Source organism: Amycolatopsis saalfeldensis, assembly GCF_900110575.1.
In the GTDB taxonomy this organism is placed as follows: Bacteria; Actinomycetota; Actinomycetes; order Mycobacteriales; family Pseudonocardiaceae; genus Amycolatopsis; species Amycolatopsis saalfeldensis.
In genome coordinates, this window is the sequence record NZ_FOEF01000018.1 from 42,799 (window position 1) to 58,998 (window position 16,200).

At 69.3% G+C, this 16,200-nt stretch carries 16 protein-coding genes; 9 read left to right on the forward strand and 7 right to left on the reverse strand.

What is annotated here, in order from left to right:
• Positions 1 to 81: 81 nt before the first annotated feature.
• The 5 genes from BMY97_RS32525 to dnaA form a co-directional block, all read right to left on the reverse strand.
• The gene (locus BMY97_RS32525) at positions 82 to 576 is read right to left on the reverse strand and encodes a DciA family protein (RefSeq protein WP_091624858.1); all 495 of its coding nucleotides are present in this window, start codon (positions 574 to 576) and stop codon (positions 82 to 84) included.
• Positions 577 to 1,138: 562 nt separating this feature from the next.
• Positions 1,139 to 2,293: a DNA replication/repair protein RecF gene (gene recF / locus BMY97_RS32530; RefSeq protein WP_091624458.1), complete on the reverse strand. Its 1,155-nt coding sequence runs from the start codon at positions 2,291 to 2,293 to the stop codon at positions 1,139 to 1,141.
• A 21-nt stretch (positions 2,294 to 2,314) separates the two neighbouring features.
• Positions 2,315 to 3,205: a phosphogluconate dehydrogenase (NAD(+)-dependent, decarboxylating) gene (gnd, locus tag BMY97_RS32535; RefSeq protein ID WP_091624461.1), complete on the reverse strand. Its 891-nt coding sequence runs from the start codon at positions 3,203 to 3,205 to the stop codon at positions 2,315 to 2,317.
• A gap of 46 nt (positions 3,206 to 3,251) precedes the next feature.
• Positions 3,252 to 4,385, reverse strand: a complete 1,134-nt coding sequence (dnaN, locus tag BMY97_RS32540; RefSeq protein ID WP_091624464.1) for a DNA polymerase III subunit beta — start codon at positions 4,383 to 4,385, stop codon at positions 3,252 to 3,254.
• Positions 4,386 to 5,331: 946 nt separating this feature from the next.
• Positions 5,332 to 6,996, reverse strand: a complete 1,665-nt coding sequence (gene dnaA, locus BMY97_RS32545; protein WP_091624466.1) for a chromosomal replication initiator protein DnaA — start codon at positions 6,994 to 6,996, stop codon at positions 5,332 to 5,334.
• Between the two features lie 592 nt (positions 6,997 to 7,588).
• On the opposite strand from dnaA, the gene rpmH reads away from it, so the two are divergent.
• The 9 genes from rpmH (at position 7,589) to BMY97_RS32585 (ending at position 13,628) form a co-directional block, all read left to right on the forward strand.
• Positions 7,589 to 7,732, forward strand: coding sequence for a 50S ribosomal protein L34 (gene rpmH / locus BMY97_RS32550; RefSeq protein ID WP_091624469.1), 144 nt, complete (start codon positions 7,589 to 7,591; stop codon positions 7,730 to 7,732).
• A gap of 21 nt (positions 7,733 to 7,753) precedes the next feature.
• Positions 7,754 to 8,185, forward strand: a complete 432-nt coding sequence (rnpA, locus tag BMY97_RS32555; protein ID WP_091624472.1) for a ribonuclease P protein component — start codon at positions 7,754 to 7,756, stop codon at positions 8,183 to 8,185.
• 6 nt (positions 8,186 to 8,191) lie between these two features.
• Positions 8,192 to 8,521, forward strand: a complete 330-nt coding sequence (gene yidD, locus BMY97_RS32560; protein ID WP_091624474.1) for a membrane protein insertion efficiency factor YidD — start codon at positions 8,192 to 8,194, stop codon at positions 8,519 to 8,521.
• 4 nt (positions 8,522 to 8,525) lie between these two features.
• Complete coding sequence (gene yidC / locus BMY97_RS32565) at positions 8,526 to 9,674, forward strand: membrane protein insertase YidC (RefSeq protein ID WP_091624477.1); 1,149 nt, start codon at positions 8,526 to 8,528, stop codon at positions 9,672 to 9,674.
• A gap of 30 nt (positions 9,675 to 9,704) precedes the next feature.
• On the forward strand, positions 9,705 to 10,262 hold the full coding sequence (locus tag BMY97_RS32570) for a Jag family protein (RefSeq protein WP_177231647.1): 558 nt from the start codon (positions 9,705 to 9,707) through the stop codon (positions 10,260 to 10,262).
• Between the two features lie 46 nt (positions 10,263 to 10,308).
• Positions 10,309 to 10,752 (forward strand): DUF6886 family protein, encoded by a 444-nt coding sequence (locus BMY97_RS49420; RefSeq protein ID WP_342744069.1) that lies wholly within the window; start codon positions 10,309 to 10,311, stop codon positions 10,750 to 10,752.
• Positions 10,753 to 10,916: 164 nt separating this feature from the next.
• Positions 10,917 to 11,597: a 16S rRNA (guanine(527)-N(7))-methyltransferase RsmG gene (gene rsmG, locus BMY97_RS32575; RefSeq protein WP_091624482.1), complete on the forward strand. Its 681-nt coding sequence runs from the start codon at positions 10,917 to 10,919 to the stop codon at positions 11,595 to 11,597.
• 88 nt (positions 11,598 to 11,685) lie between these two features.
• Complete coding sequence (locus BMY97_RS32580; RefSeq protein WP_091624484.1) at positions 11,686 to 12,612, forward strand: ParA family protein; 927 nt, start codon at positions 11,686 to 11,688, stop codon at positions 12,610 to 12,612.
• On the forward strand, positions 12,609 to 13,628 hold the full coding sequence (locus BMY97_RS32585) for a ParB/RepB/Spo0J family partition protein (protein ID WP_091624487.1): 1,020 nt from the start codon (positions 12,609 to 12,611) through the stop codon (positions 13,626 to 13,628). Before BMY97_RS32580 ends, BMY97_RS32585 begins: the two co-directional genes overlap by 4 nt.
• Before the next feature lie 82 nt (positions 13,629 to 13,710).
• Here BMY97_RS32585 and BMY97_RS32590 read toward each other — a convergent pair whose 3' ends face one another.
• Together BMY97_RS32590 and BMY97_RS32595 are read right to left on the reverse strand one after the other, a co-directional pair.
• A complete protein-coding gene (locus tag BMY97_RS32590) occupies positions 13,711 to 14,661 on the reverse strand; it encodes a D-alanine--D-alanine ligase family protein (protein ID WP_091624491.1) in 951 nt (316 codons plus the stop codon).
• Between the two features lie 38 nt (positions 14,662 to 14,699).
• On the reverse strand, positions 14,700 to 16,019 hold the full coding sequence (locus BMY97_RS32595; RefSeq protein ID WP_091624493.1) for an aminotransferase-like domain-containing protein: 1,320 nt from the start codon (positions 16,017 to 16,019) through the stop codon (positions 14,700 to 14,702).
• Between the last annotated feature and the right edge of the window lie 181 nt (positions 16,020 to 16,200).

Below are 16,200 nucleotides of genomic sequence, written 5' to 3' on the forward strand. Positions count from 1 at the left end.
TTGCCCGAAGGCGAGTCATCTCGTATCCGGACCGGCTTGACGCGGTTCTCGGGGAACTCACCCGCCGACTCGCAACCCGGGTCAGCCGTACGTGTCACGAGGCCCGCGCCCGGGCACGTGACGGGGCCCTTTCCGCCAGCTCGGGGCGGTCGGGCCCTGGATCCGCATGCGCTTGACGACGCCGTGCCCGACGCCCGCGGCGATCTTCGCCAGCAGCTTCCCCTGGAGCAAACGCAGCTGCGTGGCCCACGCCGTGGAACTCGCGCGCACGGTCAGCTCGCCGTCCTTGAGCGCCACCGGCTCGGCGTGTTCGGCGACGTCCTCGCCGACGAGCCGCGCCCACTGGCCGAACACGCGCGCGTTCGTCATGGTGTCCTGCCAGCCGCTGTCGGAGATCAGCCGGGAGACGAGCCGGCCGAGCGGCTGCGGGTCGCGCGCGTCCGCGCCGGAGCCCGACCATCGGCGCCGGCGCGGGTTCTGGCCGCCGCCGCCGGTGATCCGCCCACGGCGCAGGTTCGGCGGGGCGCCCCGTTCCTTGGCTTTCGCTTTGGCCGCCTCGAGCGCGGCGTGCGCCAGGTCCCGTCCGGAAGTCGGGCCGGTGGGCGGTCCGTCGGCGGCGGGCTGGTCGGTGGGCCGGCGTTGATCGGCAGCGGACTGGCCGGCGGCGGCTCGGCCGTAGCCCGTCCGGCCGTCCGACGGCTGGCTGGAGGACTGGCCGCTCGCCCGTGACCGCGTCCCGGACGACCGGCCGCCCCACTTCTGGCCGCGCTCGGATTGGCCACTCTGCGCTCGACCGCCCTGGGCCGGACCACCGCGGGCCCGGCCGATCGAACGCGGCCACGCAGCGGCTCCGGCCGCCGGGTCGGTGGGCTGTTCCCCCGTCCCCGATGGCCCGGTCGCCGGCCCCCGCCCGTTCGGCCCAGCACCGTTGTCACGCTGAGTGGCAGACGGCACCTCCCCACGTGGGTGACTGACCGCGTGGGGGGTGTCAAGGCCCCCATCCGGCCGGTTGGTCACGCGCGGCGATAACCCGTTCACGGGTTTATCCACACTGTCCACAGGTTTGTCCCCAGATCGGTGGGTAACTGCTGTGGCCGCGGTCACTCCGCGTCGCCAGTTTGATCTTGCCGACGGTTCTTCAGGCACGGGTGACCTCGCCATCAGCCACAACGAACCGGCATCCGGCCAGTTCGGTGGGCACGTCCTCGTCGACCGCCGCCGTGATGAGCACCTGTTCGGCGCCCGCCGCGACCTCCGCGAGCCGGGCCCGCCGCTTGCGGTCCAACTCCGCGAACACATCATCCAGCAGAAGCACCGGTTCGCCGGCTTCGCCACGCAGGAGTTCGTAGCTTCCGAGCCGCAGCGCCAGTGCGAACGACCAGGACTCGCCGTGACTCGCGTAGCCCTTCGCCGGCAGGTCGCCGAGGATCAGGTCCAGCTCGTCGCGGTGCGGCCCGACCAGGCTGATCCCGCGTTCCAGCTCGTTCTTGCGCACGTCGGCCAGCGCCTTGAGCAGCAGCTCCCGCAGCACCTCCGCGTCGGCCCGCTCGCCGCCGGCGACACCGTACGAGGGCGGCAGCGCTTCGCCGAGCGAAGACTTGTACGCGATCTTCGCGGGCCGAGAGTCCGGCGCGACGCCCATGTAGGCCTCGGCCGCGTACGGCCCGAGGTCGGCGATCAGGTTCAGCCGCGCCGCGAGCAGCGCCGCGCCGGCCACCGAGAGGTGGTCGTCCCAGACGTCGAGCGTCGACAGCGCGTACGGGTCCTCGCGACCGGTCCGGCGCTTGCCGGCGGTCTTGAGCAGGGCGTTGCGCTGCTTCAGCACCTTCTCGTAGTCCGCGCGGACACCGGCGTACCGCGGCGCGCGCAGCACCAGCAGCTCGTCCATGAACCGCCGCCGCTCGCTCGGGTCGCCGCGCACGAGCGCCAGGTCCTCCGGGGAGAACAGCACCGTGCGCAGGATCCCGAGCACGTCACGCGGCCTGCCGACCGCACCGCGGTTGACGCGCGCGCGGTTGGCCCGGCCCGCCGTGATCTCGAGTTCGACCGTCAGCTCGCGGTCTTCGTTGACCACGGCCACCCGGACGAGCGCGCGTTCACAGCCGTGCCGGATGAGCGGCGCGTCCGTCGCGACCCGGTGCGAGCCGAGGGTCGCGACGTAGCCGATCGCCTCGAGCAGGTTCGTCTTCCCCCGGCCGTTCTGGCCGACGAGCACAACCGGCCCCGGTTCGAGGGCGAGGTCGGCCTGCGGCCAGGACCGGAAGTCGGTGACCTGGAGATGTCGCAGATACACGGGCGGGGACCGGGGCGGGAGCTAGCTCCCGGCCTTCTTCACGGCGTGGCCGCCGAACTGGTTGCGCAGCGCGGCCACCGCGCGCATGGCCGCGGAGTCCTTCTGCCGCGAGGAGAACCGGGCGAACAGCGCGGCGGAGAGCACCGGCGCCGGCACCGCGTGGTTCACGGCCTCCTCCAGCGTCCACCGGCCCTCGCCGGAGTCCTCGACGTAGCCCTCGAGGTCGTCCAGGTCCGGGTCCTCGTCCAGCGCGCGGACCAGCAGGTCGAGCAGCCAGGAGCGGACGACGGTGCCGCGCTGCCAGCCCTTGATCACGGCCGGCACGTCCTCGACGACGTTCGAGGCCTCGAGCAGCTCGAAGCCCTCGGCGTAGGCCTGCATGATGCCGTACTCGATGCCGTTGTGGATCATCTTCGCGTAGTGCCCGGCGCCGACGGAGCCGGCGTGCGAGAAGCCTTCCTCGCGCGGGCCCTCCGGGCGGAGCGCGTCGAAGATCGGCATCGCGCGGGTGACCTCGGTCGCGGCGCCGCCGACCATCAGGCCGTAACCGTTGTCCTTGCCCCAGACCCCGCCGGAGACGCCGCAGTCGAGGTAGCCGACGTTCTTGGCCGCGAGCAGGTCGGCGTTCAGCTTGTCGTCGGTGAACTTCGAGTTGCCACCGTCGATCACCATGTCGCCCTCGGACAGCAGGGAGCCGAGCTCGACGATGGTCTGCCGGGTCGGGTCACCCGCGGGGACCATGATCCAGACGATCCGCGGTCCGTCCAGTTTGGACACCAGATCGGCGAGTGAGTCGGAGTCGCTGACGTCCGGGTTGCGGTCGTAGCCGACCACCTCGTGCCCGGCGGCGCGCAGCCGCTCGCGCATGTTGAAGCCCATCTTGCCCAGGCCGACGAGACCGAGCTGAACCATGAGATCCCCTTAGGTAGTAACGAAAATCCGCGGTGTGAACGACGCGTCAGCCGGGCAGCCGGACCGGCATCAGCAGGTACAGGTAACCGGGGACGACGTTGCCCTCGGCGTCGGCGGGCTTGATCAGCGCCGGCCGGTTCGGGGTGGTGAACGTCAGCTCGGCGCGGTCGGTGTGCAGCGCGCCGAGGCCGTCGACGAGGTAACCCGGGTTGAAGGCGATCGTCACCGGCTCGCCTTCGTAGTCGACCTGCAGCTCCTCTTCGGCGCTGCCCTCGTCGTCGCCGCCGGCGGAAAGCCGCAGCGAGCCGTCGGCGAATTCGAGCCGCACCTGCGTGCCGCGCTCGGCGACCAGCGACACGCGCTTGATCGACTCGGCGAGCGCGGAGACGTCGATGACCGCGCGGGAGGTGTGGCTGGCCGGCAGCAGCTGCCGGTACGGCGGGAACTCCGCGTCGAGCAGCCGGGTGGTGGTGTACCGGCCGTTGCCGGACAGGCCGAGCAGGCCCTCACCGCTGGCCAGCGCGAGCTTGACCGTGGAGCCGGCGCCGCCGAGCGTCTTCGCGGCTTCGGCCAGCGTGCGCGCCGGGACGAGCACCGCGGCGTCGGCCAGGCCCTCGGTGGGCTTCCAGGTGAACTCGCGCATGGCGAGGCGGAAGCGGTCGGTGGCGACCAGGGTCAGCGTGCTGCCGGAGATCTCCAGCCGCATGCCGGTCAGCATCGGGAGCGTGTCGTCCTTGCCCGCCGCGGTGACGACCTGCGTCACGGCCTGGCCGAAGACGTCGCCGGTCAGCTCACCGGCGAACGCGGGCTGGGCCGGCAGCTGCGGGTAGTCCTCGACCGGCATGGTCGGCAGGCTGAACCGGGCGCTGCCACAGGTGATCGTCGCGCGGGCGCCGTCGACGGAGATCTCCACCGGCTGCGCGGGGAGCGCCTTGGTGATGTCGGCCAGCAGCCGGCCGGACACCAGCAGGCGGCCGCCGTCGGCGATCGTCGCCGGGACGCCCACGGTGGCGGAAACCTCGTAGTCGAAGCCGGAGACCGTGAGCGCGTCACTTTCGCCGTCCGCGCCTGCGTCGAGCAGCACACCGCCCAGCACCGGCACCGGAGGCCGGGAGGGGAGGCTTCTGGCCACCCAGGCGACGGCGTCGGCGAGCCCGTCGCGCTCGACGCGGATCTTCATGCGCGCATCCTTTCGACAGCCGAGCCCCTCGGCTCGTGAAGGGTCGACGGGTTACCGGCCCATGAGTACCGCGCGACCGGGTCCCCACCGTGCTGGCCCGGATCCCGGACCGGGGTCGGCTCGGGGTTCGGACCAGGTGCAGACATCCACGTTAGGCCGTCGCCGGGGTCGCCGTCACCTCGGCCTCCCCTTGAGTTTGTCGACAAGACGACAGCGTTTGCCGGTTGTCCCCAGTTTCGTCCATCGCCTGTTTTTGTTCTGTTCTCTTCTAAAAAAGATCTAAGGGCAGTAACAGTAATAGGGGCTGTGGGTTGTGTGGATAGAGCTCGTTCGCGCAGGTCGGAGCGGGCGCGGGGGTGTGGAGAGCCCTGGTGGTGGATCCGTGGACAGCTCAGGCCACCCGTGGATGGTTTCGGGCCATGGCCGATCTGTCCACAATCGGGCCCAGTTGTCCCCATGGTTATCCCCAGCTGTGAGCCGAGTTGTACCCAGGCTCTGTGGGTCCCGGAAGCCCTCCGGTTCGCCCTGGTGAGTGACGGGCGACGCATGTGGATCAAATGTGGGCAACCTGTGGAATCACCGTGGACAACCCTGTGGAAAGTCTGTGGATTCCGTGTGGGCGGGGTGTGGGTGGTTTCGACGTCGTCGCAGGCTGAGAACTTGTTGGGGCTGTGGGCAAACTGCGCACAGGGTGGGGAAAAGCCCTTGTGTATCAATGAGTTTCGAGATTCTTGTGTACGCGGGCGTACGTGGCCGAAGGCACAGCGGTTCGCTTCGCCGCTTCGTCCACGTGAGACCCGCGTACACAGCGAAGTGTTGTGTGGTAAGGGAAAGGTGCTTCGCGACGCGATTGGACGGCCGAAACGACAAAGCCGCGCGCCGGTGTCACCTGCCTCAGTGGACGGTGACGCCTCGCGCGCGGCTCAGCGGGTATTCGGGAAAGCGGCTACTGGCGGGCGCGCTGCTTGATGCGCGACGTCAGCTCCTGCACCTGGTCGTAGATGCGACGGCGTTCGGCCATCTCCTTGCGGATCTTCTTGTCCGCGTGCATCACCGTGGTGTGGTCGCGGCCGCCGAAGGTCTGGCCGATCTTCGGAAGCGACATGTCGGTCAGCTCGCGGCAGAGGTACATCGAGATCTGACGGGCCGTCGCGAGGGCCTTCGTCTTGCCCGGGCCGCAGAGGTCGTCGAGCGTGACGTCGAAGAACTCCGCCGTGACGCCCATGATGGTCGGCGCCGTGATCTCCGGGGCGTGGGAGTCGGGGATCAGGTCGCGCAGCACGATCTCGGCCAGGCCGATGTCGACCGCCTGCTGGTTCAGCGAAGCGAACGCGGTGACGCGGATCAGCGCGCCCTCCAGCTCGCGGATGTTCGCCTCGACCCGTGACGCGATGAACTCCAGCACCTCGCCGGGCACCGCGAGCCGGTCCTGCGCGGCCTTCTTGCGCAGGATGGCGATGCGGGTCTCGAGCTCCGGCGGCTGGATGTCGGTGATCAGGCCCCACTCGAACCGCGTCCGCAGCCGGTCCTCCAGCGTCTCCAGCCGCTTGGGCGGCCGGTCGGAGGAGACGACGATCTGCTTGTTCGCGTTGTGCAGCGTGTTGAAGGTGTGGAAGAACTCCTCCTGGGTGCCTTCCTTGCCCTCCAGGAACTGGATGTCGTCCACGAGCAGGATGTCGATGTCGCGGTAGCGGCGCTGGAAGGCGACCTTGCGGTCGTCTCGCAGTGAGTTGATGAAGTCGTTCGTGAACTCTTCGGTCGACACGTACCGCACGCGCATGCCCGGGAACAGCCGCTGCGCGTAGTGCCCGACGGCGTGCAGCAGGTGCGTCTTGCCGAGCCCGGACTCACCCCAGATGAACAGCGGGTTGTACGCGCGGGCCGGCGCTTCGGCGACGGCGAAGGCGGCCGCGTGCGCGAAGCGGTTCGACGCGCCGATGACGAACGTGTCGAAGGTGTACTTCTCGTTCAGCTTCGTCTTCGACGTCTGCGGCTGCGCGGGCGCGGTGTACGGCTGCCCGGCGGTCGGCTGCCCGGAGAAGGACGGCCAGATCTCGTGCACGGCGGCGAGGGCGTCGCCCTCTTCGTCGACTTCTTCCTCGGTGTCGTCGGAGTCCTCGGCGGACAGCTGCTGCTGACCGGTGGGCATCTGCTGCGGCGGCGCGGGCCGCGCTGGGCCGCCGGCGGGCATCAAGCCGTTGCCGTCGAACGCGGGCCGTGACGGCTCGGCGCGGTTCTCATGCCTGCCGTTCTCGAGGTGGCCGTGGCCGTTGCCGTTCTCGGGCCGTCCGTTTTCCACCCGTGCGGGTGACGGCGCATACCGCGGCGTGGGAGCCGGCGCGACGGTCTCGGTGCTGTCGACTTTCACGGCGAGCGAGACGGTGCGGCCGAGCCGGCGGGACAACGCGTCGGTGATCGCGCCGCGCAGCCCGCGCTCGATCGCTTCCTTCGCGAAGTCGCTGGGGGCGGCCAGCAGCGCGGTACCGTCGAGCAGCCCGATCGGCCGGGTGACGCGCATCCAAGCCCGCTGCTGGGGCGAAAGGGTGCCGTTGGACAGCTCCCGCACCACCTGCTCCCAGATGACACCTAGATTGTGCTGGTGCTCGGACACCTGTCTGGCTCCCCTCCCCTCGGCGGCGTGGACGGCGAAGTCACCCCCAACACGCCCGGTACTCTCCCTCGGACGTCATCTTGGACCGACCTGCGCGCGGGCACAGCGAATATCCACATAGTTGTCCACAGCTGTGCACTAATGTACGGCGGCCCGCAGCCACGCCACGTGCGGGTTCGACGTTCGCCTCGGGTGCCTCCACACCCTGGCAGTGATCCCGCCGGCACCTCGTCCGGTGACCCGAGAGAGGCACGCTAACAAGCCCTGCCCGTTGCCACAAGGCGTCGTCGCGCGCAAGCATTTCACGCTGTACGGCGTGTTGCCATTCGGTGTCGGGGCGTGCCGGAGCCTCCGGCCGGAACCCGGTCGCGGTGCGTGGCGGAGGGGTGCCTTCACGGCTCTCGACCGGGGTGCGTACCCTCGTAAGGTCTCCCGTAAGCGACGGGCGCGTTTCGCGTGCCCACGTATGTCGTCGCTCGTCGTGACGAGGCCACACGTTGGTAGGAGACACCAGAGACTGCCGTGCGACCGCACGACATGCCGGTAGACGGCCGAAAATCCGTCGCCCGACGGCCGACACACAGGAGAAGCAGTGAGCAAGGGTAAGCGCACCTTCCAGCCGAACAACCGACGACGCGCCCGGGTCCACGGTTTCCGCCTGCGCATGCGGACTCGTGCGGGCCGGTCCATCCTGGCGGCTCGCCGTCGCAAGGGCCGCGGCGCGCTGTCCGCCTGATCCGGCTCGTCGAGGCGCGCCGTGCTGCCCGTTGCCGCACGTCTGCGGCGGAGTGAAGACTTCCGGGTCGTCCTTCGCCGGGGGTCCCGGGCAGGCAGGCGTCATCTCGTCGTCCACGCGTTGACCACGGACCCGTCCGAGGCCGCACCCGATGCGGTCAGGGCGGGTTTTGTGGTGAGCAAGGCCGTCGGGAACTCGGTGGTCCGCCACCGCGTCTCCCGGCGGCTGCGGCATCTCGTTTTCGCGCGGCTCGGAACCCTGCCCGCCGGCAGCTCGTTGGTGGTAAGGGCATTACCTCCGGCGGCGTCCGCTTCCAGTGCGGAGCTCGGCGCCGACCTCGACGCGGCGTTGCGACGGCTCGGTCTCGCGCCGCACCGCCGTCCGGCCGGGGACGGTGCTCCCCGGCAGCCGCGTCAGCAGGACACGGCCCCCGACCACGGATCAGCGGTGTAACGCCTTATGCAAGCCAGCCCCGAGCACAGCGTCAGCGAGGCTCCCGAGGACCAGGCCCCGGCGGCCCGTCCCGGCCCGGTCGCCTGGGTGCTGCTCCTCCCCATCAAGTTCTATCGCAAGGCGATCTCCCCCTTCTTGCCGCCGGCTTGCCGCTTCTACCCGAGCTGCAGCGCGTACGCAGTCGAAGCCCTGACCCGGCACGGTGCCGGCCGCGGCTCCTATCTCGCGCTGCGCCGGCTGCTCCGCTGCGGCCCGTGGACGCCACCCGGCCGCGACCCGGTCCCCGAGAAGTTCTCGTGGCGACACCGCATGCCTGAAACACCGATCGAGGAGTAGCTCAGTGCTCGATTTCATCTACTACCCCGTGTCCTTCATCTTGTGGTGTTGGCACAAGGTCTTCGGCTTCGCGTTCGGCGACGCCTCGGCCATCTCCTGGATCCTCGGCATCATCTTCCTGACGTTCACCGTCCGCGGCATCATGTTCAAGCCGTTCGTGAACCAGGTTCGGTCGATGAAGAAGATGCAGGACTTCGCGCCGGAGATGAAGAAGGTCCAGAAGAAGTACGCGAACGACCGGCAGCGCCAGGCGCAGGAGATGCAGAAGCTCCAGCGCGAGCACGGCGTCAACCCGCTCGGCAGCTGCCTTCCGATGCTTCTCCAGATCCCGGTGTTCATCGGTCTGAACCACGTGCTCCGCGCGTTCACCATCCTGCCCGCCGGCGGTGGCGCGAAGACGGAGAACTACTTCTTCAAGCAGACCGACGTCCACTCCTACGTCAGCGCGAAGCTGTTCGGGGTCAACCTCGGCGAGGCCGTGAACAACGGCGTCGGCATGGTGAGCGGTGGCGTCGGCGGCAGCGGCTGGCACTGGAACGTGCTGCCGGTCGCCCTGCCCCTGATGATCATCGCGTCGATCGCCACGCACCTGACCGCGCGGCACTCGGTGGCCCGGCAGAACGCCGCGTCGGCCACCTCGCAGACCGCGATCATGAACAAGCTGACCATGTACGTCTTCCCGCTCGGTGTGCTCGTGTTCGGTGCGCTGTTCCCGCTCGGCCTGCTCTTCTACTGGCTGGCGAACAACGGCTGGACCCTGATGCAGCAGCGCCTCGTCTACACGAAGATCGACAAGGAAGAGAAGGCTCGCAAGGAGGAGGCCGCGGAGAAGCGCGCGTCGCTCGGCCCGAAGCCGGGCCAGAAGCCGACGGCGCCGAAGGTCGGTCAGAAGCCGGTCCAGCAGAAGAAGAACCAGTCGTCCGGGAGCGGGCAGCAGGGCAAGGTGACCAAGGCGGGCTCGGCCCACGGTTTCGCGCAGACGGCCTCGCCCTCCGGTGGCGTCCAGAGCAAGCCGTCCGCCACACCGGAAGACACGACCACCCCGTCCGAGCCGGCGAAGGAGCCGGCCCAGAACGGATCGAAGGAGAACGGCACCGGGGTGCCGGGGCTCCTCAAGGACTCGAACAGGAAGTCGGGCCGGAAGCGTCGCTGACGCCGATCCGGTTCGGAGAGGAGACGAATGATGTCGGAGACGGTCGACACGATCGAAGCCGATCAGGAAGACGTGGACGTGGCCGAGACCGCCGCCGCTCCCGCCGAGAAGCAGGGAGGTGCCGACGACACCCTCGTGCAGGAGGGTGACATCGCCGGCGACTACCTGGAGCGCCTGCTGGACCTGCTCGACTACGACGGCGACATCGACCTCGATGTCGAGGCCGGTCGCGCGATCGTGAGCATCGACGGCGGTGAGGACCTGGAGAAGCTGGTCGGGCCGCGCGGCACCGTGCTCGAGTCGCTGCAGGAGCTCACCCGCCTCGCCGTCCAGCAGGAGACCGGCTCGCGCAGCCGGCTCATGCTGGACATCGCGGGCTGGCGGGCGGACCGTCGCGAGGAGCTCCGCGAGCTCGGCCGCTCCACGGCCGAGTCGGTGCTTTCGAGCGGCGAGCGGGTGCGGTTGCAGCCCATGAGCCCGTTCGAGCGCAAAGTGGTGCACGACGCGGTCGCGACCGTGGACGGCGTCACGAGCGAGAGCGAGGGTGAAGACCCGAAGCGTCGTGTGGTGATCTTCCCGGAGGGCTGACGCCTTCCTGCTTTACCGAGCACTGAGCCGAAGCGGCCCGCTGGACATCCGTCCGGCGGGCCGCTTCGTTTTTGCTCACTGGACCGCCGCCCGGCCGACGGGAGCTGCGACTGGAACTGCTCGTCAACCCGATGCGTTCGTCTGGGCCGTTGACGGCGAGCGGGCTCCGGCCTACTGGTTCCCCTGTGCCTGCCCGCGCGTGATGGCGTGGACGACCCCGTCGACAACTCCCGAGGACTGCGCTCGCATCCTCGGTCCAGGCGACGCGACCCGGACGCACGCGATCGAGTACGCCTGGCTCGACAGGATGCGCACGGTTCACCTCTCCGCCTACCGGCTACCTGCCGATGCGCTCACGCCGCACGACTCCCCCGTCTTCGCGTTGCCGTCCCGCGGATGTAGCCCACCGGGTCGTTCGCGAGTTCGGCGTCGCGGAGCGAATTACACGCTTGGCGTTTCACGTGAAACGCGCGCCTCTTGGTCACGCTGACCTCCGCCGCGTTTCACGTGAAACTGGCACCGGTTGCCCACAGGGCTGAGCACCCGAGTGGAGTTGTCCACAGTTGCGGTCTGTCGGCTCGATTTGGGCTCGGCATCGGGGACAATCAAACGAGCGCGTTTCACGTGAAACGCGCGGATCGAGGAGTGGGTGTAGTGAGCTTGGACGGCGCCACCGGGACCGTGCGGAGTGCGGCGGCGGCAGTGTTCGGAGATCGCGTCGACCAGGCCGCCGGCTACGTCGATCTGCTGGCGACTCACGGGGTCGAGCGTGGGCTGATCGGGCCGCGTGAGGTCGAGCGGCTGTGGGATCGGCACGTGCTGAACTCGGCGGTCATCGGCGAGCAGATCCCTGAAGGCGCCCGCGTGGTCGACGTCGGATCAGGCGCCGGGCTTCCGGGCGTGCCGCTGGCGATCGCCCGACCGGACCTCGCTATCGTTCTCCTTGAACCGATGGCCCGCCGGGTTGACTGGCTGGCCGAGGTCGCCGAGAAGCTGGAACTCCCGATCACCATCGTCCGTGGACGGGCGGAGGAGCGGTCAGTGCGCGAACAGCTGGGTGGCGCCGACATCGTCACCGCTCGCGCTGTTGCTCCTCTCGCTCGCCTTGCGGGCTGGTGTCTTCCGCTGGTTCGCCCCGAGGGCCGTCTGGTCGCGCTCAAGGGCGCCAGTGCGGGAGAGGAGATCGAACGGGACCGCGACGCCGTGCGTAGGGCGGGCGGTGCCGATCCGGAACTCGCTGAGTGCGGCAAAGCAGTACTCGAGGTCCCCAGCACGGTCGTGATGATCCGCCGCCTGCCATCGAAGCCGTCCCGGCCACGAGGCAGGCGGAGCTAGCGCACGAGAATCAGCCGCGGCGTTCCACGTGAAACAACGCGGATTCGAACGCCATCGAATCGTCTACACAGAGGAGGTGTCGAGACCGGTGAATCCCCCACCGTCCGACCCTGCGAGCACCGGCCACGAGTTGGGCTGGACGCCGATCGCTGAAGAAGCCGTCCGAGCCGCCAGCGTTCTGCACCCGAAAGAAGGCGCGCTCCCCCGACCCACTCGGCGACGCGTGCTGACAGTCGCCAATCAGAAGGGCGGCGTCGGCAAGACCACGAGCACGGTCAACCTCGCTGCCGCGCTCGCCGTGCACGGACTCAAGACGCTGGTGATCGACCTCGACCCCCAGGGCAACGCCAGCACGGCGCTCGACATCGAGCACCGTTCCGGGACGCCGTCGATCTACGAGGTGCTGATCGGCGAGGTGTCGCTCGCGGAGGCGGCGGCCACCAGCGAGCAGTCCCCCAATCTCTTCTGCGTCCCCGCGACCATCGACCTCGCCGGCGCGGAGATTGAACTCGTCTCCATGGCGAGCCGCGAGACGCGATTGAAAGAGGCGCTCTCGAGCGAGGTGCTCGACCAGATCGGCGTCGACTACGTGTTCATCGACTGCCCACCGTCGCTCGGTCTCCTGACCGTCAACGCGATGGTCGCCGCGCAGGAGGTGCTCATCCCGATCCAGTGCGAGTACTACGCGCTGGAAGGCCTGGGGCAGCTGCTGAGCAACATCGAGCTCGTGCAGCAGCACCTCAACCGCGAGCTTCAGGTCTCCACGATCCTGCTCACCATGTACGACGGCCGCACCAAGCTGGCCGACCAGGTGACCAACGAGGTCCGGAACCACTTCGGCGACACTGTGCTGAAGACCGTCATCCCCCGCAGCGTGAAGGTGTCGGAGGCGCCCGGGTACGGCCAGACCGTGCTCTCCTACGACCCCGGTTCACGTGGCGCGATGAGCTACCTCGACGCGGCGAAGGAGATCGCGGAACGTGGTGCGAGCGAAGGAAGGAGCAACAGCGCATGACTGAGCGCAGAGGAGGGCTCGGGCGCGGGCTCGCGGCCCTGATCCCGACCGGGCCGGCCACCACGGCCGGCCCGGCGCCCTCCGGCAGAGAGGACGGCGCCCCGGCCGAGAAGGTGGGGCGCGAGGACAAGGGCTGGTTCCCGGCGAACGAAGCGGTGACGCCTGTCGGCGGCGAGGTCGCCGGCGCGGTCTACCGCGAGATCCCCGTGGGCTCGGTCAAGCCGAACCCGAAGCAGCCCCGTCAGGTCTTCGACGAAGAAGCGCTCAGCGAACTCGAGCACTCCATTCGCGAGTTCGGGCTCATGCAGCCGATCGTCGTGCGCGAGCTCGGGGAGAACGAGTACGAGCTCGTCATGGGCGAGCGGCGCCTGCGCGCGTCGCAGCAGGCCGAGCTGGAGGCGATCCCGGCGATCGTCCGGCAGACCGCCGACGAGTCCATGCTGCGCGACGCGTTGCTGGAGAACATCCACCGCGTCCAGCTGAACCCGCTCGAGGAGGCGGCCGCGTACCAGCAGCTGCTCGACGAGTTCGCGGTGACGCACGAGGAGCTGGCCGGTCGGATCGGCCGGAGTCGCCCCGTCATCACCAACACGATCCGGCTCCTCAAGCTGCCGCTGCCCGTTCAGCGTCGCGTCGCCGCGGGCGTGCTGTCGGCCGGGCACGCGCGGGCACTGCTGTCTCTCGAGGATCCCGAGAGCCAGGAAGAGCTGGCGGCGCGGATCATCGCGGAGGGCATGTCAGTCCGCGCGACCGAGGAAGCCGTCACGCTGAAGAAAAGCGAGAAGCCGGCCAAGCCGAAGCCCGCTCCCCGCAAGCCGATCCAGGCGCCGGGGTTGCAGGAACTCGCCAACCGTCTGTCCGATCGATTCGACACCCGCGTGAAAGTCGACCTCGGCCGGCGCAAGGGACGCATCGTGCTCGAGTTCGGCTCGGTGGACGACCTCGAACGCATCGTCGCGCTGATCGATGCGGAAGCGGGCGAAAAAACGGCGAATCGGACAGAGGAAACGGACTAGGGATCACCCAGGGTCGTTTCGTCACGGTGATGATTGCTCACCGGGACGCCGGACAGCACCCTGGGTGATCATCGGCCGGGAGTCAGCTGGCGCGGGTGACGGCGCGGGTGATGAGTTCGGCGAACACCGAGCCGAGCGATTTCCCCGCGGCCTCCACGGCCATCGGCACGGTCGAGGTCTCGGTGAGCCCCGGCGACAGGTTCACTTCGAGGAACTGCACCGTGCCGTCGGACATGATGACGGCGTCGGTGCGTGAAATGTCCCGGAGGCCGAGCCACTGGTGCGCGGCGACCGCGAGTTCGCTGACCGCCTTCGAGGCCTCGTCGGAGATCCGGGCCGGCGTGAAGAAATCCGTCAGCCCCGCCGTGTAGCGCGCGGTGTAGTCGTAGACGCCGCTCTCCGGGACGATCTCGACCGCGGGCAGGGCCTCGGCCCCGTTCTCCCCCTCGACGACCGTCACGGCCACCTCGACGCCGTCCACCAACCGTTCCGCGAGCACGGTGTCGCCGTACGCGAAGCAGCCGACCATCGCCGCGGGCAGTTCCGCCGCCTCGCGGACGACCTGCGTGCCGAGCGCCGAGCCGCCCTGATCCGGCTTGAGGATCAGGGGCAGGCCGAGCCGCTCGACCATCGCGTCGAGCACCGACTGCGCGCCGAGCTCGCGGAAAGTGCTGTGCGGCAGGACGATCCAGTCCGGCGTCGAGAAGCCGGCCTGCTGCACGAACGCCTTGGCGGTGGGCTTGTCCCACGCGCGGCGGCAGCCCTGGGAGCTGGTGCCGACGAACGGCACGTCGAGCATCTCCAGCACGGTCTGCACCGAGCCGTTCTCCCCTTCGCCGCCGTGCAGCGCGACGACGACGGCGTCGGGCCGCTGCGTCCGCAGGCGCTCCAACAGCCCGGCGTCGGTGTCCCACTCCTCGACCGTCAGCCCCTCGGTGCGCAGCGCGGCCGAAAGCCGGCGGCCGGAGCGAAGGGAGACGTCGCGTTCGTGGGAAAGCCCGCCGGCGAGCACGGCAACGGTACGGTCGACCACCGTGGGAACTCCTTAGCTGTGGGTGGAGCAGCGGTCGGTCAGACCGTGTCCGGAGACGGGGTTTCTGACCCCGGGATGGTGCGCGCCTTCACGCTACCGAAGGTGCGGCCGAGGTCCATTTCGGACTCCAGCACCGCGGCGAGCCGCCGCACGCCCTCGCGGATGCGCTCCGGCGTCGGGTAGCAGTAGGACAGTCGCATCTGGCGTGAGCCGAAGCCGTCCGCGTAGAAGCCGGTGCCGGACGCGTACGCCACGCGCGCGGTGACCGCGCGGGGCAACATTGCTTTGGTGTCAACGCCTTCCGGCACCGTGACCCACACGTAGAAGCCGCCGTCGGGGTTCGTCCAGGAGCAGCCGGGGGGCAAGTGCTGGTTCAGCGCGGACAGCATCGCGTCGCGCCGCTCGCGGTAGTTCTCCCGGAATTTCTTGATCTGGCCCTTCCAATCGTGCGTCGCGAGGTAGCGCGAGACGATCATCTGGTTGAACGTCGGCGGGCACAGCGTCGCGGATTCCGCTGCCAGCACGAGCTTTTCGCGCACCGCGTGCGGCGCGAGCACCCAGCCGACGCGCAGGCCGGAGGCGAACGTCTTCGAGAACGAACCGAGGTACACGACGTTGTCGGGGTCGATCGAGCGCAGCGCCGGGTAGGTCTGGCCGTCGAAGCCGAGCAGGCCGTACGGGTTGTCCTCGACGATCAGCACGCCGTACTCGCGGCAGATCTCCACGATCTCCGCGCGCCGCTCCACTGCGAGCGTGACGCCGGCGGGATTGTGGAAATTCGGGATGGTGTAAAGGAATTTGACCCGCTGGCCGGCCTTCTCAGCCTGCTTCAGCGCCTCCCTCAGCCCCTCGGGCACGAGCCCCTGATCGTCCATCGCGACGTGCACGACCTTCGCCTGGTAGGCGGAGAACGAGCCGAGCGCGCCGACGTACGACGGGCCTTCCGCGATCACGATGTCACCCGGGTCGCAGAACAGGCGCGTCACCATGTCCAGGCCCATCTGGGAGCCGACGGTGACGACGACGTCGTCCGGGTGCGCCTTGATGCCCTCGAGCGCCATCACTTCGCAGATCTGGTCCCGCAACGCCGGCACGCCGTGCGCGGAGCCGTACTGGAGCGCGACGAGCCCCTCTTCGGCGATGATCTCGCCGACCTGCGCCGACAGCGTGTCCAGGGGAAGCGCCGCGAGGTTCGGCATCCCCCCGGCCAGGGAAACCACCTCGGGACGGCTGGCCACCGCGAAGAGCGCTCGGATCTCCGAAGCGGTCATCCCCGCGGTGCGCGCGGCGTACCGGTCGAGGTGCGGGTCGAGGTTGTGGCGGCCGGCTTGCGGCTTGACAGGGCGGTTCTCGGTCATCGACGGCAACCTGGAGGGCTCGGTGGTACCTGCTGGTAGATCCATCGAGTGTAACCGCGGCCTCTTCGCGGTCCCCGCTCTTCCGGCGCTCGTCACATCGGCTTATCCTCGGTGTGGCTCTTCCGGTACTGCCTGCGCTCGCGCGGGCGAAGAGGCCGGTGGTGAGTTGTCGGGTGAGGCT